The organism is Dyadobacter crusticola DSM 16708 (genome assembly GCF_000701505.1).
Classification (GTDB): domain Bacteria; phylum Bacteroidota; class Bacteroidia; order Cytophagales; family Spirosomataceae; genus Dyadobacter; species Dyadobacter crusticola.
This window is the reverse complement of record NZ_KL370786.1, coordinates 436,810-460,645: the sequence shown is the minus strand read 5'-3', so window position 1 is coordinate 460,645 and position 23,836 is coordinate 436,810. Positions and strand designations below refer to the sequence as shown.

Genomic DNA, 23,836 nt, shown 5'->3' with positions numbered 1-23,836 from the left:
ACAAAGTTTGACGGCTAACAGTTGGAAGTTGTTTTTGTTTTCCGCTGAAAGGAACCCTCAAACGGGGTTCCCAATTCAATGCCATTCCAAATTAATTGTATGCGAAACATGAGCACGGCCTCCTACCATCAGGCTGGTGACATTTCCACCTTGTACTTTCAAATTTGCTGTTAGAAGACTTGGTGAGCTAGTGGGCTGCATTAAGTAACCCTGCTCGATCAGGATGGTTTCTTTGTCAACTTTCAAATAATCGTGCAGGTAACAAGCCAGCGGCCCAGCCGCCATTCCCGTCGCTGCCTCTTCGGCGATACCGTAGAATGGAGCAAACATGCGGGCTGTTGCATCCCTGCCCGCATGTTGCCCCGGAACTGCAAATGCATAATATCCGATTAAGCCAAGCTCCTGACTGATCAGATTGACCGCTTCCAGATCCGGCTCTATCTGGCTCAACTTTTCGGCAGATCGGAGCGGGACCACCATGAATGAATTTCCGGTATTTACCACCAAGGGTGAAAAGCCGTCCGCAAGATCCGATTGAGAAATGCCGACGGACGCAAGCACCGCAGACATTGTTACCTCCGGATTGATCTCCTCCGGTCTGGAGTAGCGCGGCGCAGTTTGTTCCATAAAAGCAGTATTGCCGTGCAGCGTGACCGACCGGACACCGTCAACTGTCTCCATGGACGCCAGCTCTTTGGTAATGTGTCCCAGCTGCAAAAGATAGGAGAAGGTGGCAATTGTGGCATGGCCGCATTGCGCGATCTGACGTACCGGCGTAAAGAATTCAAGCTTGAAATCAGCTGCCTGCGAAGGCGAAACGAAGGCCGTTTCAGAAAGTCCGAGGCGGCTTGCGATCAGTTGTTTGGTACTCTGATCATATTGCTCCGCATTGAGCACTATTGCAGCCGGGTTTCCGCCGCTTTCTCCGTCAATAAACGCATTTACAATTGGCACTGAAAGTGTTTGCATATTACTGTTGTTTTTGTGTCGTTCAAAGTTGACAGCTTCCATTCTGGCGGATCTTGGTATTTACCAGGATTTTGCCTGCCGTAGAATAACCATGTTGAACTTATGCAAAAGTAAAATGCGTGTTGAAGCGACGGGAATGGTTTAATCTGGATTGCGGATAACTACCATTCAAATGTGCAAACTTGCAGTTGAAGTGGGCCGATGAATGAGCTTAAAACAAACAAATCGCATAGTGGCATTTGGTTGAGGATCTGGGTTTACAGCAATATTTACCTAAAAACTTAATCGGCCCGCAAACTCTTCGCCGGGTTAAATAAGGCTGCGCGGATACTCTGAGAACTCACCGTAAGAACCGTAATGCCAATACTCAATAAGGCGACCCGAATGAAAATGTCCCCGCCGATTTCAACGTGGTAAGCAAACTTTTCGAGCCAGCCAGTCATGAGGTACCAAACCGGCAATGCAGCGACGATTAATGCAATGCAAACCAGCAATACAAACTCGCGTGTAACAAGCATAAAAATGTTCACGACCGTGGCACCCAGAATTTTCCTAATTGCAATTTCTCTGGTCCGGCGCTCGACTGAAAACGAGACCAGGCCGAACAAACCCAAACAGGAAATGAGAACAGCGATCACAGAAAACCACTTAGCGAGTTTTCCGATCTGCAATTCGCTGTAATAAACATGCTCATATTCCCGGTCCAAGAACTGAAAATTAAATGGAATGCCGGGCATGAGCTGCTGGTATCTGGCCTCGATTTCTTTTAAAGTATTGCCCTGATTTTTAGCATTCAGTCTCGCGAAAAGAAAATTGATTTTGGCGGTAGAATAAATGATCACCGAAGGCTCGATCGACTGGTGCACGGAGGCAATGTGAAAATCTTTCACAACACCGATTACCTGATGTTCCCGGCCATTGACGCGAATCCGTTCGCCGAGTGCATCTTTCAATTTCATGCGTTTTGCGGCGGTTTCATTGATGATCACCGCAATGCTATCCGCACCAAAATCGCGCGAAAAAGTTCGGCCTGAGTGCAGTCTCATATTTAATGTGGAAATTAAGTTGGCATCTCCGTTGATGACCGCGAACATGGCTTTTTCCGTCGTTTGCTGGCCGCCCCATTCCACATAGTTACGACCAAAGGTGCCCTGGAAACTGCTATTGGAAAACGTAACGGATTCCACACCATTTACATTTTCAAGAACCGATTTTGCATGTTCGTATTGTTCCGGCCCGGAGAGTCCTTTGGCATTAAACCGGATCAGGTTTTGTTTTTGGTAACCTAAATTTCTGTTTCTGATAAAATCAATTTGCTGGAACACAATGCCTGTCCCGACAAGCAGCACACTCGTCACCGTAAACTGCACGATTACCAGCGTTTTGCGCAGCCAGACAGCCCCGCCTGCCGCATTGGTTCTCATGCCTGTCAACACTTTTACCGGACGAAAACCGGATAGGACAAATGCGGGATATAAGCCCGCCAATATTCCCGTTAAAAGCAAAATACCGAGATAGCTCACCCAGTAAACAGGATTTGTCCAGTCAATTTGAATGCGTTTTTGAAGTAGCTCATTGAAAACCGGCAAAGTCGCCAGCGTGAGTATCAGGCCAATAGTTCCGGCTATGATTGTCATCAGCAAAGATTCGCTCAGAAACTGCCTCACCAGCGACCATCTGCCCGCGCCGACCGCCTTCCGAACGCCCACTTCCTTGGCTCTTACAGCCGCCCGCGCGGTCGACAGGTTAATAAAGTTGATGGCCGCAATCAGCAGCACAAATGCGGCTACGAAACCGAACAGCCTCACATACACCATGCGTCCTCCACCTTCATTCTGCCCGTTTTTGAAATTGCTGTTCAGGTACACATCGTCGAGGCGGTGAGAAATATATGTCCAGCCGGTGACCCATTCAGGCATGTGACGGCTGGTTAGCGTTTTAAGTTGGGAAGTGAACTGGCCGAAATGGATTTTAGGATCAACGACTGCAAAAACCTGCGCTTTGATTTCCAGCCACGAACCTGCGGCTGCGGGAGTTGACATGGGTCTCAGGTAATCAAATTGAATCGTCGAATTTCCGGGAACGTCTTCCAGCACGCCTGCCACTTCTACGTCCTGAGTTTGATCTAGCCTAATGATCTTGCCAATTGCATTTTCTGCTCCGAAGTACTTTTCTGCGAGCTTTTTGGTGATCAGAATGGCGTTAGTCGACAGTAGCGCGGACGGATTTCCGTGCAGCAATGGAAAGCGGAACACTTTCAAAAAGTCAGTATCGACGACAAGGCCGGTTTCTTCTGTGGTTTTGTCGAGGTGATTAAAAATTGCCTTTTGTTCCAAAAAACAGGTCGTTTGCAGCACGCCTGGAATTTCGCGTTTCATGGCGTCGGCTACGGGCGTGGCTACCCAGCCATAGGTTTGCGTTTCCTGCGAATCGGAGGCAATGTTGAGCATTAACTTGATGATCTGCCCGTGTTTTGGATGGAAACGGTCGTAACCTAACTCGTCGTTGACCCACAACAAAAGGAGCATTGTAGTAGCCAGCCCGATCGCCAGTCCGGCGATATTGAGGCTGCTGTACAGCTTTTGTTTGACCAAAACCCGCCAGGCCAGCTTCAGTTGACTTTTTACCATTAGGAAATTTATTTTAGAGTGTTCAGGAATAAACAAGAGCCGTAAATATAAGTAAATTATATATAATAACTAATAGCTTAGTTTAATATACATTCAAAAAAGACAGCGTAAATTTTCCTTGGTAACCATTGTTATACAACGCATTGTAATGCCGTTATTTGTACGGTTAAGGATTTGTCGGCTCGGCGTATGAGGCTTTTTTTATTCTTGTTTATTTATTTTTTGTTCAAAACAGCTTTTAGCAGCGCCCAGCCACAGGGTCCGTCCGAGTTTTTTACCGTAAACCCCCAGCAAATCTGCAACGCCAACCCGCACATTACCATTACCTACTCCGGGCCGATCAAGCCTCAGAAAGGTTTCATTTCCGAGCGTGAGGACGGGGCCGGTTATACGGCCGTCAGCCAAGATTTTATTTTCGAATGGAAGTGGGAAAATGCGCATTTCATGTCAGGTTCAGGGTTGGGGCCATTTGTTGTGTACTGGCTGACTGATGGAGAAAAAACCGTTGAACTGACCATTACAAGTACCCAAACACCTGAAAATAAAATTGTTATTCGCAAAAAGGTGAAGATCGCAACACCTGAGGTAACTGCGAAGTGGTCGCACGCAACTTGCACAAATCCGAAAGCCAGGGTTAAGCTGTTTGGCGAAAACGGTGTCGAGCCTTATGCTTTTTCAATGGATGGCGTCCATTTTCAGGATGATCCCAATTTTGAAATGGTCCCTGGACGATATGAGATTTGGGTGCGTGACGCGCTGGGCTGCGCCGATACCAAAACAATTGATATTTTCCCCGTACAAGAACTTTCGATAAACCTTCCGGCCGATACGACGATTTGCGCGGGAGCAAGTTTGTACCTGCCCGTTGTCGGCAATGCAACGCAATATGTTTGGGAGCCCGGGCCCGGCATTTCAAATATCAACGCGACAGAGCAGGTTGTCAGGCCGATGGAAACGACGACGTATACCGTTACAGGAACACTCGATTGCAAGACGGCTGCCAAATCCGTAACAGTCCGGGTGACGCCGGCCATGACTTTGCAACTCACACCAGACACACAGGTTGAACCGAATACACCCGTTCAGCTCACAGCGCTTTCGCCCGAGGTCAGCGGGATCGCGAATGTGCGGTATCAATGGAACCCGCCCACAGGCCTGGACGATCCCCAGGTTTATAATCCGATAGCAACTGTTGACCGCGACCAATTCTACGCTGTTGAGGTGAGCTCGCCCGAAGGTTGTTCGGTGAGAGGTAACGTGCGGATCACTGTCCGGGCGAAAAGTTTTTTGATTCTCATGCCCGATGTTTTTACACCAAACGGGGATGGTTTGAATGACACTTTTCATCCTGAAAACGGTAGTGAAATCCGGTTTCAGGATTTCAAGATCTACAATCGTTGGGGTGAAGTGGTGTTCGCTTCGGCAAACAATGCATTTGTCTGGGATGGTAAGGTCGGCGGCCGTGACGCGCAGGAAGGCAATTATTTATACCGGATCGAAGGCACTACCTTCCAGGGCCGGAAAGTTACAAAAGAAGGCGTTCTGCTACTGAAGCGGTGACTTTGGCAAGGTACAGAATCCGCTAAACTGTCAGGTTCTAAATAAAAAGCGGCCTGCATTTTGAGTTGCAGGCCGCGTACTTTCAATGCAATTAATAGCCGTTGTTTTGCTTCAATCCCGTTGACAAGTCAAGCTGCGCCTGCGGGATCGGGTATACGCTCATGTAAGCCTGCGGCGCAAGATTCACGACAACCGGCGTTTTGGAAGCGTAGTTGTAGAGCCTTTCCTCCTGCTTCATTACCGTTGTGAATTTTCCGGTGCGTACCAGGTCAAACCAGCGCTCGTGCTCGTAAGCCAGTTCCAGCTGACGTTCCAGCAGGATCAGGTCCATCAAATCGGCGGCTTCGGTACCTTTGTAATTGTGCGTTGCGTTGCCAAATGCACGCTGGCGCACGCGGTTAAGCTGGGTCAATGCGCCAGCTTTGTCGCCCAATGCATTCAGTGTTTCTGCATACAGCAGCAGCACATCTGCAAACCGCAGCACAGGGATATCAAGACCCGAAGCGCCGTAGGAATGTTTCACCGCATATTTGCTCACGTAGGGATACCAGATCGCCGGCGCATTGGGCTGTGCAGGCGACACCCACCATTCCTGAAAAGTAGCCGCTTTGCGCTTGTCTCCTTCTTCATATTTCTTCATCAGGCTCCACGATGGCAGCGACGTTTCCGCGCCACGGTCGGTAACCCCCACGATTCCCCCATTAGGTGCGTAGTTCGTCGATAAGCCGTGTCCATTGGTGCCGTCGATGTATTTTACCGTGAAGAGTATCTCGCTGTTATCCTCTGTTCCCAGCTGCCAGAGCGACGCAAAATCATTGACCAATGCGTAATCAAAATCTTTGATCAGCTTTTCAAACTGCGTTTTTGCATTCGCATAATCTTTCCGGTACACATATACTTTACCCAGCATACCTACTGCCGCTCCCCGGCTCGCACGTCCTGTTGCAATCGCATTCCGCAGGGGCAGCTTGGAAGCAGCGTCTGTCAGATCCGCAATAATCTGCGCATAAATCTCTTCCTCGCTTGCCCGAGACAATGCAGCGGCTTCCGGGATCGAAATCTTATCAGTAACCTTGGGTACTCCCCCGAAAATCCGCACCAGGTCGAAGTAGAACAGCGCGCGCATGAATTTCGCCTCGCCGATATACTGGTCCTTCACACCGGCCGCGTAATTGGTCGGAGTATCAATATTCAGCAGAACCGAATTAGCCCTGAAAATCCCATTGTACGTCGTGTTCCAGAATGCGGCCGTTAATGCATTGTCCGAGTTCAGCGTCAGAAAGTCCACGTCGTTGGAGCCGGCAATGGTGGTGTTGGTTGACATGTATAGGTTGTCTCCCGGCACTTCCATGAGCAGGTAGTCAGACGGGCGGCGGCTTTGCAAACTGTTATAAATACCCAGGACCGCCTGGTTGATATCACTCGCCGATTTGTAAAAGTTGTTGGCAGTAAGTACCGACTCCGGTGTCGGGTTTAATAATTTATCTTCACAGCCTGCCAGTCCCAGAGCCAGCGCAGCAAAGCATTTGATGAGGTTATTTCTAATATCCATGGTAGGTCCAGTTTAAAAATTGAAGTTGATACCCAGCGTGTACACCCGGCTGATAGGCGCTGCACCATTGTTGAAACCCGGCTTGCTGCCAGTCCCTGCAATTTCACCAGCCGTGTATCCCTCCGGATTATACCCGTGGAAGCCTTTTTTGGTGAACATGAATGGATTCGCCAGAGACGCATAGATCCGGAAATTCGACAAACGTACCTTTTGTACCAGGTCCAGCGGCAGTGTGTAGCCGAAGTTGATGTTCCGTACTGCCAGGAAAGAAGCGTCTTCGATGTAGGCGTCGGAGGAAGACTGGTAAGTAAGCTGGCTCAATGAGCTACCCGGCGTCATCCCATTTCCGGTCTCCGTTTGCGACCACCATTGTCTCTCTACCAGCGGCCTGCGCATGGCACCTAGCAGCGCGCCTTCATAATATTCATTTTCGAAGTTGTAGATTTTGGCACCTACCGAAGCTTGCATGGCAATGCTCAGATCAAAGCTTTTCCAGGCAAAATTGTTGATCAGACCGAAATACGCCTTCGGTTGAAAATTACCCAGAATCACCTTGTCCGCAGAAGTGATCTTGCCGTCGCCGTCAACATCCTTGTATCTCGGGTTACCCGGCTTCGAGCCAGCCAGTACAGGTGAGTTGTTCACTTCCTCCTGGTTTTGCAGCACACCTTCAATTTTATATCCAAAATAAGAGAACATCGGTTGGCCCAGTCGCAAAATCCAGCCCATTCCGTAAGTATCCGTCGTAATGCGTTCCTGCACGCCCCCGAGGTCTTCCACGGTATTCACATTCTTCGCCATATTAAACGAAGTCTCCCATTTGAATGCGCCTGTAAGGTTTTTAGTGGTCAGCTCCACTTCGAAACCCTTGTTCCGAACCGTTCCTACATTGGACAAAGAGCTGGTAAAACCTGTGATCGAAGGAATGGAAACGTTGTACAGCAGTCCATTGGTTTTCTTGTCATAATAATCCAGTACCAGACTAATGCGATTTCTGAACAAACCGAGTTCAAGTCCCAAATCATAGCTCGACGTTTTTTCCCAGCTCAGACTGTTGTTACCGTACGAAACCTGCGTCTGGCCTTTGGTTAATGTGTTATTGGGTGAATAATACACGTCACCGATTTGCCCGAGGTATTCAAAATCGCCGATGTTGAAGTTACCCGTCGCGCCGTAGCTGGCCCGCAGTTTCAGCTCGCTCACCGCCGAAACGCGCTTCATAAATTCTTCCTGCGACACGCGCCACGCTACCGAGGCGGAAGGAAAATATCCCCATTTGTTGTCGGGACCGAAACGCGAGCTTCCGTCTGTCCGGACTGAGGCCGAGAGCAGGTATTTATCCTTGAAACCATAGTTAATGCGTCCAAAATACGAGATCAGTCCCCATTGCGACCGCGAAGAATTCGTTGCTGACGGGTTGATGATCGCATTGTTCAATGTACGGATGATATCATTGTTGAACGAGCCGGGCACTGCCGCCATATTTGAGTTATTAGAATTGAATTTCTGGTACGAAGCACCCGCAATCGCATTCAGTGAATGCACCTGATTGAACGTAGTATTGTAGCTCAGCACGTTTTCGTTGGCAATGCTGTAAGTACTGCTCTGCGCCAGAGAACCCGAATTAAGGTTCGTGCTCTGCGCCCAGGAAGCCTGGAACCGGTCCGTCTGGTTGGATGAAAGGTTAGTACTGATTGACGAGCGCAACGAAAGTCCTTTCGCCAGGTTCAGGTTTAAAAACGCTTCTCCCAGGTTATTGACAGTCGTTCCGTAGTAATGCGAGCCTTCAAGCGTCGCCATTGGATTAGCCTGGCCGCTCACCACCGCGCCCCAGTAAGAACGCGAGTTGGGATAAGTCCCGTCGGGATTCCGCACCGCTACAAAGCTTGGGAACTTGATGTAGTTGTTAATGTCCGTAGAAGCGAACCGCCGCCGCGAATACGAGGGATTGAGCATAAAGCCAAGGCTCACCACCGAGTTGACCGTCACATCCACATTGGCACGCACGCCGTAGTTTTTATACCAGGTGTTTTTTAATGTTCCCTGTTCATCTTTCAGCGTGCCCGACACATAGTACCGCACGTGATCCGTACCGCCACCTACCGAGAGGTTATAATTCTGAACCGTCGCGTTGCCCAGTACCTCATCTTCCCAGATCACATTATTTCCGTTTTTCAAAACATCACTAACCTGGTAGGCATTCGGCCTGCGCGGGTCGTTCCAAACGGGTAATGTCGGATCTCCGCCTATCCATACGTACTCCCGGTTCTGGTAGCGTACTGCATAATCATAGTACTCCTGCCCTACCAGCCAGTCACCGTGCTTTTTGGGGCTGGCGATCCCTGCGTAGGAGTTGAAATTGAACTTCGCTTTCCCTGATTTGCCCTTTTTGGTTGTGACAATGATCACCCCGCCTGCGCCCCGTGAACCGTAGATCGCCGCCGCAGAAGCATCTTTCAGCACTTCAATGGACTCGATATCATTGGTACTGATGCTGCCCAAGCTACCGCCTGGAAAGCCGTCGATCACTACCAACGGATCGTTCCCTGCGTCAATGGAGCTTGCTCCGCGAATCCTGATCAATGGCGCGCTGCCCGGCGCGGTGCTTGTCTGCGATACATTCACACCAGCCAACCGGCCGGCGAGTACCGATTCGGGCCTGCCGACGGGAATCTGGTCGAGTACGGTATTCTCCACTTTGGATACCGCGGCCGTGACTGAGCTTTTCTTGACAGCTCCATAACCTACCACTACCAGTTCATCGAGCACCGTATTGTTCTGCCGCAACGTCACATTGATCATCGATTTACTTCCAACCGGCACTTCGTTTTTCTCATAGCCAATAAATGAAAACGTGAGTACATCGCCTGTGCCTGCCTGGATCCGGTACTTTCCATCTGCATCGGTGGTTACCCCTTTGCTGGTTCCCTTGATCACTACACTTACACCCGGAAGCGGTACATTTCCGACACTATCAACAACAATACCGGCAACCTCCCCGGCATCCTGCGCGCGGGCGGTCATCGTCAGAAGCATTGCAAGCAGGAATGCAGGCAATGTCCATTGCGGCAATCTCCATTTTGTGTAAAATTTCAATCTGTTCATACGGAATTGGGTTTATGGTTAAGTAAAAACGCTGACTCGGGCACGTGCCCGCGAATTCTGAAAAAAATTCACCTGGACCTCGCGGTCTTGACTTCTTCCACAAAAACAGCACTAAGCTGGTTCCCGAAACTTTGTCGTACATAGGTTGCTACCTCGGCGAGCTGGGTATCTGTCAGAAACGCCATCGCGGGCATGTGCTGGTCGTAAGATTTTCCATTCACCTCTATTTTCCCGGAAAGACCTTTGAGCATGATACTGATCAGCTGCTGCTTGTCCTGTACCTGGCCTGTCCCTTTCAATGGGGGGAATACATCGGCTACTCCTTCTCCATTCTGCTTGTGGCAAGACGCACAATACTGGTTGTAAATGCGTTGTCCCTTTGGCGCCTCCGGTAAGGCGGCCGTTTGTGCTGCATAGTCTCCTGCTTTGCCTGGTGTAATCCGCAGAATCTGATCGTCGGCTGGCTTCGGAAATCCGGTTGCCGGGTTCCAGTCGCGGTTGCTCGTGGAAACGTAAATACTGCCGTCCGGGCCGACACAAATGTCGCGCAGCCGGCCGTACTTTGCATCCAGTACAATGGTTTCCGACACGATCTTTTTACCGGTTTTATCCACTTTAAGAATGCGCAGGTCACTTTCTTTTAAGGTGGTGAGTAAAATGGCATTCTTCCATTCCGGAAACATATTGCCATTGTACATCGCAATGCCCGCGGGTGCAATCGTCGGTGTCCAGGATTTGACAGGTTCAACGATTTTAACCGAATCACAAAACTGCTTTTCAGCGGGCTGGTCGCAAAAACCTTCCACTTTCGGCCAACCGTAATTGCCACCTTTTTGAATGATATTCAGCTCGTCTTCCAGCGCGTCGCCGTGTTCCGAGGCGTAGAGCAGTCCATTTGCTCCGTAAGTCAAGCCCTGAATATTCCGGTGCCCCCACGACCAGATCAGACTTCCTTTGATCGGATTATCTGCCGGTGCAGTACCGTCGATATTCATGCGTAAAACCTTTCCATTCAATGAATTCGTATTCTGCGCATTGGTGATCGTGATCGCATCCCCCGTGGCGAACATCAGCTTTCCGTCCGGTGCAAAAACGATCCTGGACCCATTGTGGCCCGTGTGAGCAGGAATTTCGAGCAAAATCTTCGGCTCGGTAAGCTTATTGTTCTTATAGGTAAACCGGACCAGCTTTGTGGTGATCAGCGAATCTTTTTTACACATATAATCAACAAACACAAACGGCTGCCGCTTAAAGTCAGGATGTATCGCCATGCCCAGCAAGCCCAGCGAACGATAACGGTACACTTCGTCGATTTTCACAAGCAACGTTTTCAGCCCTGTTTTCGGATCGACCCGGCTGATCGTGCCGCTTTGTTCTGTAAACCAGAGCTGATCGTCGGGCCCCCAGATCATTTCCCAGGGAACATTCAATCCCGATGCTACTGTGCTGATTTTCAATGGCGTATCGACAGGGGCTTTCTGCCCTTGCGGTTCATTTTGATTGATCCAAAATTGCCACATGCCCGCCAGGATCAATCCTGCGGCTAACCGATACACGGCCATCATGCTAAATCAGATTGACTTCTTTCTCCAAAAACGCACTCACAAATTCGTCGTCCACCAAATGCGGATAAGCTCCAATAACCCTGGTAATCTCGTCGGCCTGCCCCGGTGAAAGATCTTCTTTGGGATTCAATGTCCAGATCCCTTCCATCAATCCCTGCCTTCTAAGTACCTCGTGCACACCGGTAATGCAGCCGTGGAAATTATTAGCCGGGTCAAAGATCGCGGCATTCATGTCGGTCACTTCAATGTTCGCGCTGAGGAGCTTTGAAATATCTCCACCAGAACCCTTCACTGCCTCTTTAATGTCGGCCAATAACTGCACCGATCTTTCTGTCCAAACGGCATAATGCCCCAGCAGACCGCCTACGAACCGTTTTTCAACTTTCTCTCCGTTCACATCAAATACAAATGGCGTCAGCAGGTCGGCTACAATGTTGTCGTCATTTCCGGTATACAGCGCAATGTCGTCTCTCCTCGAGGAGCAAGCAACGGCGCGTACCACATCCAGTGTCTGGTACCGGTTGAATGCAGCTACTTTGATCGCAGTCACATTCGGTATCTCCGCAAATTTTTGCCAGAAATCATAACTGAACACCCTGCCTCCCACAGCAACCTGCAAATAAAATCCGAAAACGGGTATTTTCTCGGCTACCTTCTTTACGTGTGCAATTATCTCATCCTCAGGCTCCGTCCTGAATGCAGCCATACTCACCAGTCCAAGGTCGTAGCCGTATCTGATCGCAACATCAGCTTCCTTCAATGCCTGCTCCGTCTTTCCGCAGATACCGGCTACTTTGATAAAAGGTCTGTCCAGCTCCGCTTTATCAATTTCTTCCGCGGTGATCGCGAGTACTTTTTCAAACAAATTGACCTGCGGGTCGCGGATTTCGAACTGGGTCGTATGCACACCGATCGCCACTCCTCCGGCGCCGCTGGCCATGTAGTACCGCGTCAGCCCGCGCTGCCTGTTTTCATCCAGTTTCAGCTCCCGGGTCAATGCAAGCGGGTGCGCTGGAATCACCGTTCCTTCAAACAGCAGCCTTTTCTTCTGTTCGTTCAACATCTTTTGTATGCGATTTTACTGATATACCAACTCTGTTTTCTTCTTAAAACTGTCCCTTCCTTTCCTGGAAATGGGTAGGCTTATTAATGGTTTTACCACCTTCCAGCAGCCATTGCGCGGTAATGCCGATCATTTGTTTCAATGTGGTGCGCGGATAGCCGAACAACCTGAAAGATTCCGCCGCATTACTCAGGAGCGCCGTAGGCTGTTCCTCAGTCAAAAATGTCGGTTCGGTATTGAATATACGTCCGAATTCCATTGCCAGCCAACGGAGCGAAACGGTCTCCGGTCCCGTAATGTTCAAGAGCTTTGCAGGCGCCTCGCAATGCAGCAGCGAGCGGATCGCCATCTCGTTCGCATCACCCTGCCAGATCACATTCACGTGGCCCATACTTACGTCGATGGGTTTCCCGTTCAGTACCGATTTAGCGATTTCGAGCAATACACCGTAACGGAAATCAATGGCGTAGTTGAGACGGTAGATCAAAAGCGGTGTGCCGTAAACGGACGAAAAGTATTGGAACAACCGCTCCCGGCCCAGGCACGACTGCCCGTACTCCCCTACCGGATTGGCCCGTAACTCCTCGGTAGCGCCACCCGAATTCACCGGCGTGAACGGATACACATTGCCTGTCGAGTAAACCACGATCCGAGACCTGCGAAACTTCTCGGCTACGCGGCCGGGCAGGTAGGTGTTCATTGCCCAGGTGTAAGGCTCGTTGCTGGATGTACCGAATTTGGTACCCGCCAGATAAAGCACATTCTCTATCTCCGGCAGGTCCTGCAATTGGGTATCATCCAAAATATTGGCAGAAATCGTGTCGATACCTTTTGCATTCAGTTCTTCGGCCAGGCCCGGCTCGCTGAACCGCGATACTGCCACGACGCGCTTGTCGAGACCGGCGCGTTCAATCGCCTGTTTCGCAAGCCGGCAGATACTCGGCCCGATCTTGCCTCCTGCGCCCAAGACCATGATATCACCGTCAATGCGCTTGATATCCTCGATCAATGCCTCCGACGGGCTCAGCCATTTTTCTTCCAGTGAAGCGAAGTCAATCATAGAAAAGATTATTTGAAAAGCGGATTATTAAAGAATAGTTCTTTGGAATTAATGATCGCAAGGCTGAAAATGACCAGCAAACCAATGCCGCCCACCACCTTCACCAGCGGACTGTTGACCTTTTCACCCATGATCTTTTTATCGTTCCCGACCATATAAATGGCGGTACCAATGAAAGGCACGACGAAAATGGTTACACTCTGGGCAAAAACGATCAGTTCAAGCGGCAGCTTTCCAAAACGTACCGCAATGGAAGCGCCGATGATCATTACCAATGCAACAAGGTAACGCACTGACTTTGAGCTGAAATTACTTCCCAGCCCAAGTGCATCACCGAGCAGCGTGCCACCAACGGAGGCATTCCCGATGAGCGACGAAAAACCAGCGCCGAAAAGACCTACCAGGAATAACGTCGATGCATTTTCACCAAAAATCGGTTCGAGCGCTTTGGCCATATCCGTTGCGGAATTCACTGCAATACCTTTGGGATTCAGGATAGCAGCGGCGCAGATGATCACAACTGCGCACATTGCACCCAAGATGACAATCCCCGTGGTGCTGTCATTTTTAGTGTTACGCAGCCCGGGGTTGATCCGGATCCGTTCCTGGATCAGATAAGACTGGTACAATGCGCCAACAATAGAGAAGCAGGAAGCCACAAATGCGATGATCAGCCCCTGCGAACCTTCCGGAACAGTCGGTGTGGTAAAACCTTTTACAATTTCACCCGCATCGGGCTTAGCCAGGAAAAAGGTCGTGATGAATGAGAATAGCATGACAAGGATCAGCAGGATCATCGTGCGCTCCAAGACAGAATAGAAGCTCCTGAAAAACAGCAGACCAATACCGAATGCATTGAAAAGAATGATCCAGGGCACCGGAGAAGTTTGGTACAGCTCGCCAACAGCGATACCGACACCAACAGAGTTACCCGCCTGGAACGAAGTTGTCACCAGAAAAACACCCGATCCCATCGCTACCGACGCCGGCTTGCCCCATTTCTGTTTGACCGAGGCCAGCAGCGATTGATCGGTCGCTACCCCAATGCGGGTCGACATGGCGGTAAATACACCCATGAACAGGATAGCTACGATTACAACCCATAATAAAGAGTAACCGTAAACTGCGCCCAGCTTGGAAGTAATGGTCAGCTTGCTTGGTCCGAAGACCAGCGCGGCGGTGATCATTCCCGGGCCCAATGATTTGAGCCACCTGAGGATTTTGTCTGTCATAATTTCCGAAGCAAAAGGAATTTTGAATGCCGGCCGGAAATTTGCTGATGCAATTTACGGGCACGTGCCCGTAAAGATAGAAAAGAATTTATTATTTCTAATTTCAATGGATTTAAATCCAGAAGATTCTGTGACTTTTTTTGTGAGGCTTATCTTTCTAGTGCAAATAGAAGCGATTACACTATATAATTCTGATAGGCTAATTTTGATAAAATTCGTAATTTTCTTTAGTAACAATGTCAATAGGCATATAGCTCAACTTGCTGACGGGCGCATTGGCGACCAGCTTTTGATAAAGTGCCATAATACCGCGGTACCCCTGTTCTTCGGGCCGGTGACAGATCAGAAAGTCGATCACATTGTTTTCCAGATAAGCCACGTTTTCCGTTACGAAATCAAACCCGATCAGGGAGACGTGGGTGCGGTGACTGTTTTTCAGAAAAGAAGCAACAGTGTGTACGCGCGAATTGGTCACGAATGCAGCCCCGATATCTTTATTTAAATGAAAAACATAGGTAAGGTGCCTGGCGACGGATTGGTAATCAGTTTCCCGGATATCGATGCGAACGATTTCCATAGGCTGGCCCCGATCGGCGAAGTAGCTCCTGAAACCTTCTTCTATTTTCTGATAATTGAAATTGTCAATCTCTTTGGATATGTTGATGATCAGGATCTTCTTCTCACGTTCCAGCCGGTAAGTGAGCAGCTTTGCACCGACGTAACCACTTTTGAAAAGGTGCGGACCAATGTAGGAAAGGCTGTGAAGATCGGGAATGTCGGAATCGAGAAATACGAACGGGATCTTCCGCTCTGCACATTGAGCTGCAAACTTTTTGGTTTCTTCAATATAGGATGGAGAAATCAATACTCCCTGAAAATCCCCATGCAACACCTCCGCGATCTTCTCGGAAAAGGAATCTTTGTCATTGAGGTCAAAAAAGAAGACCTGCGTGTGCACACCGTACTGTTTAATTTCAGCGTCAGCTCTTTTCACTCCCCGCAGCGGAGCTTCCCAGAAGTTGGTTTCTTCCGACACACTTGGGATAACGACAGCGATACTGATGATCTTTTTTGACGCCAGCCGGCTTGCCAGGAGATTGGGCTGGTAATCCAGCTCCTTGATGATTTCGTTGATCCGCTTCTTGGTCTTTTCAGAAACGCCGGTACGATTATGCAGCACTCGGTCCACGGTTGCAGTGGATACATTGGCACGTCGGGCTATCTCTTTTACTCCCTGCGAGGTACTCTCCTTTTTCATCTGGCGCTTGGTTTCGGTGCCTGGCGTCTATTTAGTTAACACGGCAAGGTAAATATAGCCTCCCAGTCAATACCTCCAAAACTTTCGGGCGCTTGCCGGCGGTAATTGCACGTGCCATTGTATTCACATAACGAGTTCTGGTCTGCACAGAAATCAACCAGGACAAATACCGCTAAATAAGTTATTGTCTATTTTTTATAGAAATATTTCAAAAGCGATTTAGTTATCGGTTACCTTGAACTGACTACGCGCGCTCCGTTCCTTTATTTTTCACCTTACAAATTTCTATTTATGGCAGAACCATTTATCTCAGAAATCAGAATGGTCAGTTTCAACTTTGCGCCGAAAGGCTGGGCGCTGGCAAACGGACAATTAATGCCCATTAACCAAAATCAAGCACTTTTTTCACTGCTGGGGACAAGATTTGGCGGCGATGGCCGGGTAAACTTCGCATTACCTGATTTTCGCGGCAAAACCCCGATCCACGTTGGCCCGGGTCACGATCTGGCTGAGTGGGGCGGTGAACAGGCACATACAATTACCGTAAGCGAGCTACCTGCCCATTCGCACCTGCTGAGTGCACTGGATACCGGGAGTTCGGATAACAACGTGAACAATCCGATGAATAACCTGTTTTCCAATTCCAAACCGGCAGACCTTTACCAGAATGTGACAACCAATCTTACCCCGCTTGCTGATGGTACAATAGGCGGCGGAGGGGGCGGTCAGGCGCATCTGAATATGCAGCCCTCTCTGACAATCAACTTCTGCATCGCTTTACAAGGCATTTTCCCGAGTCCTAACTAACGAGCACCTATCCTATCAATCCTTACTAACAAAGAAAATAATGGCACAGCCTTATATTGGAGAAATCAGAATGTTTGCCGGCAACTTTGCGCCTGTTGGATGGTCTTTTTGCGAAGGACAGGTGTTGCCTATCGAAGAAAATGAAGCCCTTTTTCAACTTATCGGCACCACGTACGGCGGTGACGGACAATCCAACTTTTGCCTGCCGGATTTTCGCGGCCGCCTGCCTATCCATTCAGGAAACGGCTTCAATATCGGGGAGCCCAGCGGCGTAGAAGAAGTGACACTCACCAGCAGCCAGATTCCGCCACATCCGCATGCCTTTAATGCGTCTACGAGTGGCGCCGCCAGTGCGCAACCTCAAAATGCAGTGCTCGCAAATTCGTCTGCAGTAAAGATGTTTATGGGAGATCCGCCTTCTGCTGCAGCAATGAGCCCTGTAAGTATCCGCCCGGAAGGCGGATCAATGCCGCACACCAACTTTCAACCGTATCTGTGCGTAAGCTTCATCATTTCGCTCTTCGGCATATTCCCGTCACCGACCTGATTACCGTTTGTTGCTCTATTACCCTATCAAACTTTTTCCTTTTCACATCAAATACTTTCAAAATGGCAGACCCTTTTGTAGCAGAAATCAGGATGTTCCCTTTCAACTTCGCGCCCAAAGGCTGGGCATGGTGTGACGGACAGCTATTACCGATTTCCCAAAATACAGCGCTGTTCGCATTGCTTGGCACCACTTACGGAGGTAACGGCAAATCCAATTTTTCTTTACCCGACTTGCAGGGGCGTGCTCCTATGCACCCTGGGCAAGGGCCCGGGTTGTCGCAGCACGACCTGGGAGAGAGCAGCGGCTCAGAAAAAGTCACGCTGCTGGTTTCCGAGATGCCGCAGCATGGACATACCGTTAACCTAACACCACAGCCCGGCGAGCTTTCTGATCCTTCCGGGCATACAATTGCGAGATCTCTCAACGGCGCGGTATTTCAGGCCGGAAGTCCGAACGTCTACTTGTCTGAAAGTACAGTCGGGCAAGCGGGTGGAAACCAGGCGCATAACAACATGCAGCCTTACCTCACGACTTACTTCTGTATAGCCTTGCAGGGCGTCTTTCCGCCCAGGGGATAGTGCTTTTTTGATCAACCGAATTCAATTACCTGAAAATTAGAACCTGATGGAGTTTAAGCCCGGCTACCCTGATCTCACTTTGCGCCGCATTGCCCGGCAGGATATGCCATCGCTGCTGACTATGTACGCAAGTACGCGCCAGCATGAAATGGACAATCTGCCGGAATGGAGTGAATCGATGAAAGCCGAATTTATCAAGAACCAATTTGAAGCGCAGCACGAATACTATCAGAAAAACTATTCAGGAGCTGATTTTTGGGTGATATGTAAAAACAATTCGGATGCAGGCAGGCTTTACATGCATAAGGATTTTCAGGGACGGGGTATCCGGATCATCGATATCACGCTGCTTCCCTCCTACCGGAATCTTGGCATAGGAACCAGCATACTTCGGGACCTGATGCTACTTTCCGGCCAGCTTAAACGGCCGCTCAGCATTCATGTTGAATCCTTCAATCCTGCCAAAAACCTGTATAACCGGCTTGGGTTTAAAAAAATAAGTGAAACAAATGGCGTTTATCATCTCATGGAATGGAAACATACGATTTAAGTCAGCTGAATGCCCGGGATTTCAGAAATTATCCGGGCCAGGAGCTGCAAATTGAATTCAGTAAGGGTGAGACTGTGCCCGTAACAGTCAAGAATGTAACTGACCTCGAATCCTACTCTCCCCTGGAAAGAGGCGCTTTTTCGGTTATCCTGCAAACCGGCGGTGACAGCACCCACCGCCAACAGGGAATTTACCGGATCCTGCATCCACAACTAGGCTTGCTCGACGTGTTTTTGGTCCCTGTTGCCAATGACAAAGACGGCATGAAATACGAAGCAGTATTCTCCTGATCTCAACGGGCATCGCTGACTTGGTGATGCCCACATTTCTACTCAAATTCATCAAAAATGAAAAACCTTTACCAATTTCTGGCGGGGGCAACTATGTTTGCTTCGGTCGCCATCATCACGCAAACTGAAAACCGTTCCGCCGCTGACTTGCAAAAACCTGCCCTGGCGGCAGCAAAAGCAGAAAGCAAGCAACCTGCAAGGGTTCCGCTCGCACGTTCCAAAGCTAATGATGCGACCCCTTTTGTCCCCGGAGTTACTGCTACCAACACCTATGAACTTACCAGCGACACCGGGCTGCCCGGGGCATCTGCCGGCGACGAGCTGGAATACACAGTCAACATATCGAACACCGGCCCGGACGTGACTGGCGTCACTTTCACGACCCAGGTGGATGCAAATACAACGCTTGTGCCCGGATCCGTTCAGGTGAGCCCCATTGCGCAAAATGACGCATACAATACAATAGGGAATGTTGGAATCAACATTCCGGCCGAAGCAGGGTTGCTTGCAAATGATGTGAGCCCCACCGGCGCCGCAATCAGCATTACAGGACCCGCAACGGTCAGCACGGATCAGGGAGGCAGTATTACGCTGGATAATGCCACCGGCGCATTTACCTACCTGCCGGCCGCAGGATTTACCGGAGCTGATACTTTTACCTATACGCTCCAAAACGGAACAGGATTGACATCTTCCGCAACCGTGACCATTACAGCCACAGGTGCGATCTGGTTTGTCAATGCAGGCGGCACTCCCGGTGGTGAAAATGGCACGTTAACTAACCCGTTCACATCACTCTCCGCTTTTCAGGCTATTAATGATGGAGGGGCAATGCACCCGCAGGCCGGACATGCCATTTTTCTATATTCAGGAAATTACACCGGACCGGTTTCACTGCTTAACGAGCAAAAACTGATCGGCCAGGGAGCCAGCGCCGCACTCTTGACGATAGCCGGCTACAATGCGCCCAGCGGAGGCAATCAGCTTCCCGGCACAGGCGGTTCAAGGCCGCTGCTGACAAGTTCAGGCGGTGCCAATACGATTAACACGGCCGCAGCAAACACGATACGAGGACTAAATGCAGGAAATTCGGGAGGAGCAAAAATAGCCGGAACAACAGCCGGAACGCTCACGATCAGCGAGGTAGGCCTGTCGGGCACCGGAAGCGCGCTGAATTTGTCCAATGTGACGCTTGCAGCCGAATTCTCGGAAGTATCCTCGACGGTACTTTCGGGCGGAGTCAGCCCGATTGACATTTCATCCGCAGGCGGATCTCTGACCATTGGTTCAGGCACCATTTCAGCATCCAATGTTGCCGCTATAGAGATCGCGGGAAACTCGCTTGCACTGAATGTAACATTGGCTTCGGTTTTCTGTAACAGCGCCGTGAAAGGCATCTCCGTGTCAGGAACAAGCGGCTCCTTCCAGATCACCGGCTCAGGAAGTACCGCGGGCACAGGTGGTACTATCCAGAACATTTCGGGACGCGGGATCGAATTCTCGAATGCGGCTGGCGTTACCCTGAACAACATCAACCTTATCAATGCAAACACTTCGGATGGCGCAGGCTGCAACGCTGCTGACAATTCGGCCTGCAATGCGGCTGTTTACGCCAACAATGTAAATGCATTCAGGCTTGAAAGGATAAACATTTCCGGCAACACGACACAGAATGGGATCAACTTGCGCGGGGTCAATGACCTGACCATCAACAACAGCTTTGTCGAGAAAGCGGGTAATTCCTCCATTGAAGGCGCCATTTATGCTACCAATACAACAGGTAACAGCGCCATCACCAATTCGAATTTTGCAAATAGTACCATTGCAAATGCACCTTCCGGCAGAGTGGCCTACTTTGGGAATACAAATTCAAACCTGAACTTACTGACGGTCAATAACTGCGATTTCTCCGACTCCCCAAACAACGGAGGTATCCTGATGGAGGGATTTGGAAGCTCGCAAATGAAGCTGAAAATAACGGGCGGCAGCCAGTTCCTCCGGTGCGAGACGCAAGGGATAAAAATGATATCCAACGATAATGCACAGCTCGTAGGCGACATTCAGGGCGCAATCGTAAACAACCTGGCTTTGGACGGAGTCACCAGGCTCACCTCCATCGGCATTGACTTTCAGTCGACAGGCAGCTCGTCTTTGAGATACAATATCATCGGGAACAATATCCGATGCAGAAATGGCACGGGTATTAATCTAAAAGTGAGTAACAGCTCCACGCAGGAAGGTACCGTTGATAATAATACGGTTGTAAGCGACGGCGGTGGAGGGTCCGGCATTTTCTTTGATACAGAAGGTGCAGCTGCCAAGGGCATTTTAAGAATTAATAACAACACCATTTCGGGCATTGCGAATGACTTTGGGATCGGCTTTTCGGGCTACTCTCCCAACGGCAGCACCAGAAGCGACCTGACGATCAGTAACAACAGGATCACAATCGGCTCGAATGCATTTTATGATATTGATGTTAATTTCATTTCATCGCTCTCCGACAACCAGGGGAAACTTTGCACTTATATCGCCAATAATACCGTGTCTGCGAATACCGGAACTGCTTTGCGTTTGCGCCCAGGCGCTCCGGGCAATCAGATCATACTGCAAGGGACTGGCAGCAATCTTGCGCAAGTTTGGAGCAATAACGGGAATACACCGTCCAATGCATTCGTGCTGCCAGCTGGCTCAGGAACTACCAGCTATAACACCGGCCAAACCTGCGCAGTACCCAATGTGTCGACTCTCCGCGTTTCGGCGGAACAGGAAACCGCATTCAGAACCGCCGCAGATAGGGAAAATCCGGCGGATTCCATTCAGAATGCGCCGGATAAGGTAGTATCTCCAATCGCGCAGCCAGAAACGATTGCTCAACAGCAAACTGCTCCAACGCAAAAAATACCGAACGGCAGAACGGAAGCCGTACTCGCAGGTGAGACTGTCACCGTGAATAGGACTGGAAGCGGCTTTTTGTTACCGAGCAACAAAAATGTGGTTGTTAAATATAAGGTTACAATCAATGCAGACATACCAGTGTCTACCTGTGAGGTAACCAACCAGGGAGCGGTGACCGGCAACGACCTGCCAACTGTCCTGACAGACGATCCGGCCGCGGCAGGAGCCAGCGACCCGACCATTACCGGGGTCGTTTCGGCGCCGGTTATCAGTGCTTGCCCTGCTGATCAGGTTGTAAACCCGGATGCAGGAACTTGTACTGCGTCCTTATCGCTGCCGGCGACTGTTCAGGGCTGTCCTGCTCCGACCGTTGTGTATAGCGTTTCGGGAAGCCCGATCACATTTCCTTATGCATTTCCCGCCGGGTCGACGACTGTTTCAGTTAGTGCCTCCAATGGTGTGGGTAGCGAAGCAACATGTTCGTTTACAGTAACAGTAACCGCTACTCCCGCGCCAGAGCTCTCACAAAATCCGCAGTCGCAACAGATCTGCGCGGGCGGCAATGCATCATTCAGCGTAAGCGCGACGGGTACCGTGACGAATTATCAGTGGCAGAAAAAAGTAGCAGGCGGCACATTCGAAAACATTGACCCCGGCACCAACCCGAGTGCTGCTACCGCTACATTGGAATTAACAAATGTTCCCGGCAGCGACGATCAATCTGAATATCAATGCATTGTTTCTAATCCTTGTAACAGCATTACTTCCAGCGCAGCAACTTTGACCGTCAACGAAATAACCGCATCCACCATTACCGGTACTGCGACGGTCGATCAGGGAGCGGCAGCTCCGACCATTACCTTTGGTGCCACTGGCGGAACATTGCCTTATACTTTCAGCTACAAAATCAACGACGGAACGCCGGAGACGATCAGTACCTCCGGTGGTGCAACGACAGCGGGAATTGCGCAGAGCACGGCAGGCGTAGGGATTTTCACTTACGAAATCATCGATGTTACCGACGCGCAAGGCTGCACGCTGGTACCCACAACCGCTCAGACAGCAGTTGTGACAGTGGCCAATGGACTCACAGCTTCTATATCAGGGAGCAGCTCGGCTTGTGTTGGTGCAGCATCGCCGCTGGTTACATTCACAGCGGTTAACGGTATCGCGCCTTTTACATTTACCTACAAATTAAACGGCGGCCCTGATACCCAGCTGACCACAACTGACGCGAATACCACGGCCAGCATATCTGTACCGACCACAGCGGCAGGCAGCTTTTCTTATGAGCTCATCAATGTAAGCGGCTCCGGCGGCGCGACCACGCCGATTTCCGGACAAACAGCTGCCGTAACCGTAAGTGAGGTGCCAGTGATTGCGCTGACCGGAGAACAATACAACTGTGCATCAGATTTGAACACTTACAGTGTGTTTTTCACGATTACAGAGGGAGGAACGGTCACGACAAATCTGGGAACCGTTTCGGGAAACAGCGTCATCGATATTCCAAGTGGCCAGACTGCCAACATCACTGTCACCAAAGATGGTTGTTCCAGCACGATTTCCGTACTCCGCGATTGCTCGCTTCCTGTCACATTGGTGGATTTCGCAGCAGCACACCAGGAAAATGCGGTCGTTTTGAAATGGAAAACCAGCGAGGAGGCCAATAGCGAAGAGTTTGAAATCGAGCACAGTACCAATGCAAAAAGCTGGAAAACGATCGGCATGAAAGCGGCCGGGGGGGAAAGTTCTGCTATCTTAAATTATACCTTCACGGACGAAAAGCCAGCGGCAGGCGATAACTTCTACCGTTTGAAAATGGTCGACAAAGACCAGACGTTTGCATACAGTAAGATCGCATTCGTGCGTGTTGGCGAAAAAGCCGGTCTGGAAATTTTCCCTAACCCGGTATCTGACCTGCTGACACTAAAAACCGGCATATCAAGTCAGATCAAAGCCGTTGAATTACATAATGTAAGAGGCGCATTGGTCTATCAATCACAAAGCAGCCTTACGAACACAGTACCGGTAAGCAACTTGCCTGTGGGCATGTATGTGCTGTCGGTTTTTCATGCAAATGGAGAAATCAGCCGCCAGAAAGTAGTAATCAGCAGATAAGAACGTGCTACCCGTTGCGAGGCAAGGCGTAACGGGTAGCAAAATTTC

At 49.9% G+C, this 23,836-nt stretch carries 16 protein-coding genes; 7 read left to right on the top strand and 9 right to left on the bottom strand.

Features of this window, described 5'->3' with window-relative positions; translation table 11 throughout:
• Positions 1-75: 75 nt before the first annotated feature.
• Both Q369_RS0123925 and Q369_RS0123920 read right to left on the bottom strand, forming a co-directional pair.
• Positions 76-969, bottom strand: a complete 894-nt coding sequence (locus Q369_RS0123925) for a PhzF family protein (protein ID WP_031530251.1) — start codon at positions 967-969, stop codon at positions 76-78.
• A gap of 281 nt (positions 970-1,250) precedes the next feature.
• On the bottom strand, positions 1,251-3,599 hold the full coding sequence (locus tag Q369_RS0123920; protein ID WP_031530250.1) for an ABC transporter permease: 2,349 nt from the start codon (positions 3,597-3,599) through the stop codon (positions 1,251-1,253).
• 222 nt (positions 3,600-3,821) lie between these two features.
• Between Q369_RS0123920 and Q369_RS0123915 the strand changes: the two genes are divergently transcribed.
• Positions 3,822-5,159 carry a T9SS type B sorting domain-containing protein gene (locus Q369_RS0123915; RefSeq protein ID WP_169739285.1) on the top strand — a complete coding sequence of 446 codons (1,338 nt, stop codon included), beginning with the start codon at positions 3,822-3,824 and terminating at the stop codon, positions 5,157-5,159.
• Positions 5,160-5,250: 91 nt separating this feature from the next.
• Here Q369_RS0123915 and Q369_RS0123910 read toward each other — a convergent pair whose 3' ends face one another.
• From Q369_RS0123910 to Q369_RS0123880, 7 genes are all read right to left on the bottom strand, one after another.
• Positions 5,251-6,711 carry a RagB/SusD family nutrient uptake outer membrane protein gene (locus tag Q369_RS0123910; protein ID WP_051664250.1) on the bottom strand — a complete coding sequence of 487 codons (1,461 nt, stop codon included), beginning with the start codon at positions 6,709-6,711 and terminating at the stop codon, positions 5,251-5,253.
• 12 nt (positions 6,712-6,723) lie between these two features.
• A complete protein-coding gene (locus Q369_RS0123905) occupies positions 6,724-9,816 on the bottom strand; it encodes a SusC/RagA family TonB-linked outer membrane protein (protein ID WP_051664249.1) in 3,093 nt (1,030 codons plus the stop codon).
• A gap of 68 nt (positions 9,817-9,884) precedes the next feature.
• Positions 9,885-11,381, bottom strand: coding sequence for a PQQ-dependent sugar dehydrogenase (locus tag Q369_RS28060; RefSeq protein ID WP_229206935.1), 1,497 nt, complete (start codon positions 11,379-11,381; stop codon positions 9,885-9,887).
• A gap of 1 nt (position 11,382) precedes the next feature.
• Positions 11,383-12,444 carry a dihydrodipicolinate synthase family protein gene (locus Q369_RS0123895; protein WP_031530245.1) on the bottom strand — a complete coding sequence of 354 codons (1,062 nt, stop codon included), beginning with the start codon at positions 12,442-12,444 and terminating at the stop codon, positions 11,383-11,385.
• Between the two features lie 43 nt (positions 12,445-12,487).
• Positions 12,488-13,504 carry an NAD-dependent epimerase/dehydratase family protein gene (locus Q369_RS0123890; protein WP_031530244.1) on the bottom strand — a complete coding sequence of 339 codons (1,017 nt, stop codon included), beginning with the start codon at positions 13,502-13,504 and terminating at the stop codon, positions 12,488-12,490.
• A gap of 8 nt (positions 13,505-13,512) precedes the next feature.
• Positions 13,513-14,736, bottom strand: coding sequence for an Nramp family divalent metal transporter (locus tag Q369_RS0123885; RefSeq protein ID WP_031530243.1), 1,224 nt, complete (start codon positions 14,734-14,736; stop codon positions 13,513-13,515).
• Between the two features lie 199 nt (positions 14,737-14,935).
• On the bottom strand, positions 14,936-15,994 hold the full coding sequence (locus Q369_RS0123880) for a LacI family DNA-binding transcriptional regulator (RefSeq protein ID WP_031530242.1): 1,059 nt from the start codon (positions 15,992-15,994) through the stop codon (positions 14,936-14,938).
• Between the two features lie 291 nt (positions 15,995-16,285).
• Here Q369_RS0123880 and Q369_RS0123875 point away from each other — a divergent pair, with 291 nt between their 5' ends.
• The 6 genes from Q369_RS0123875 to Q369_RS0123850 all read left to right on the top strand — a co-directional run bounded on the left by Q369_RS0123875 (position 16,286) and on the right by Q369_RS0123850 (position 23,788).
• Positions 16,286-16,801 (top strand): phage tail protein, encoded by a 516-nt coding sequence (locus tag Q369_RS0123875; RefSeq protein WP_031530241.1) that lies wholly within the window; start codon positions 16,286-16,288, stop codon positions 16,799-16,801.
• A 40-nt stretch (positions 16,802-16,841) separates the two neighbouring features.
• Positions 16,842-17,348: a phage tail protein gene (locus Q369_RS0123870; protein WP_031530240.1), complete on the top strand. Its 507-nt coding sequence runs from the start codon at positions 16,842-16,844 to the stop codon at positions 17,346-17,348.
• Positions 17,349-17,410: 62 nt separating this feature from the next.
• Positions 17,411-17,929: a phage tail protein gene (locus Q369_RS0123865; protein WP_031530239.1), complete on the top strand. Its 519-nt coding sequence runs from the start codon at positions 17,411-17,413 to the stop codon at positions 17,927-17,929.
• Positions 17,930-17,975: 46 nt separating this feature from the next.
• Positions 17,976-18,479, top strand: coding sequence for a GNAT family N-acetyltransferase (locus Q369_RS0123860; protein ID WP_031530238.1), 504 nt, complete (start codon positions 17,976-17,978; stop codon positions 18,477-18,479).
• On the top strand, positions 18,461-18,769 hold the full coding sequence (locus Q369_RS0123855) for a DUF6916 family protein (protein ID WP_031530237.1): 309 nt from the start codon (positions 18,461-18,463) through the stop codon (positions 18,767-18,769). Before Q369_RS0123860 ends, Q369_RS0123855 begins: the two co-directional genes overlap by 19 nt.
• A gap of 57 nt (positions 18,770-18,826) precedes the next feature.
• Positions 18,827-23,788 carry an Ig-like domain-containing protein gene (locus Q369_RS0123850; protein ID WP_031530236.1) on the top strand — a complete coding sequence of 1,654 codons (4,962 nt, stop codon included), beginning with the start codon at positions 18,827-18,829 and terminating at the stop codon, positions 23,786-23,788.
• Positions 23,789-23,836 lie beyond the last annotated feature (48 nt).

What these genes read in the sequence shown, in the direction of transcription:
- Q369_RS0123855 (WP_031530237.1), top strand. Translation starts at nt 18,461, where the DNA reads ATGGAAACATACGATTTAAGTCAGCTGAATGCCCGGGATTTCAGAAAT.
- Q369_RS0123910 (WP_051664250.1), bottom strand. Translation starts at nt 6,711, where the DNA reads ATGGATATTAGAAATAACCTCATCAAATGCTTTGCTGCGCTGGCTCTG.
- Q369_RS0123895 (WP_031530245.1), bottom strand. Translation starts at nt 12,444, where the DNA reads ATGTTGAACGAACAGAAGAAAAGGCTGCTGTTTGAAGGAACGGTGATT.
- Q369_RS28060 (WP_229206935.1), bottom strand. Translation starts at nt 11,381, where the DNA reads ATGATGGCCGTGTATCGGTTAGCCGCAGGATTGATCCTGGCGGGCATG.
- Q369_RS0123925 (WP_031530251.1), bottom strand. Translation starts at nt 969, where the DNA reads ATGCAAACACTTTCAGTGCCAATTGTAAATGCGTTTATTGACGGAGAA.
- Q369_RS0123875 (WP_031530241.1), top strand. Translation starts at nt 16,286, where the DNA reads ATGGCAGAACCATTTATCTCAGAAATCAGAATGGTCAGTTTCAACTTT.
- Q369_RS0123860 (WP_031530238.1), top strand. Translation starts at nt 17,976, where the DNA reads ATGGAGTTTAAGCCCGGCTACCCTGATCTCACTTTGCGCCGCATTGCC.
- Q369_RS0123865 (WP_031530239.1), top strand. Translation starts at nt 17,411, where the DNA reads ATGGCAGACCCTTTTGTAGCAGAAATCAGGATGTTCCCTTTCAACTTC.
- Q369_RS0123885 (WP_031530243.1), bottom strand. Translation starts at nt 14,736, where the DNA reads ATGACAGACAAAATCCTCAGGTGGCTCAAATCATTGGGCCCGGGAATG.
- Q369_RS0123850 (WP_031530236.1), top strand. Translation starts at nt 18,827, where the DNA reads ATGAAAAACCTTTACCAATTTCTGGCGGGGGCAACTATGTTTGCTTCG.
- Q369_RS0123880 (WP_031530242.1), bottom strand. Translation starts at nt 15,994, where the DNA reads ATGAAAAAGGAGAGTACCTCGCAGGGAGTAAAAGAGATAGCCCGACGT.
- Q369_RS0123870 (WP_031530240.1), top strand. Translation starts at nt 16,842, where the DNA reads ATGGCACAGCCTTATATTGGAGAAATCAGAATGTTTGCCGGCAACTTT.
- Q369_RS0123920 (WP_031530250.1), bottom strand. Translation starts at nt 3,599, where the DNA reads ATGGTAAAAAGTCAACTGAAGCTGGCCTGGCGGGTTTTGGTCAAACAA.
- Q369_RS0123890 (WP_031530244.1), bottom strand. Translation starts at nt 13,504, where the DNA reads ATGATTGACTTCGCTTCACTGGAAGAAAAATGGCTGAGCCCGTCGGAG.
- Q369_RS0123905 (WP_051664249.1), bottom strand. Translation starts at nt 9,816, where the DNA reads ATGAACAGATTGAAATTTTACACAAAATGGAGATTGCCGCAATGGACA.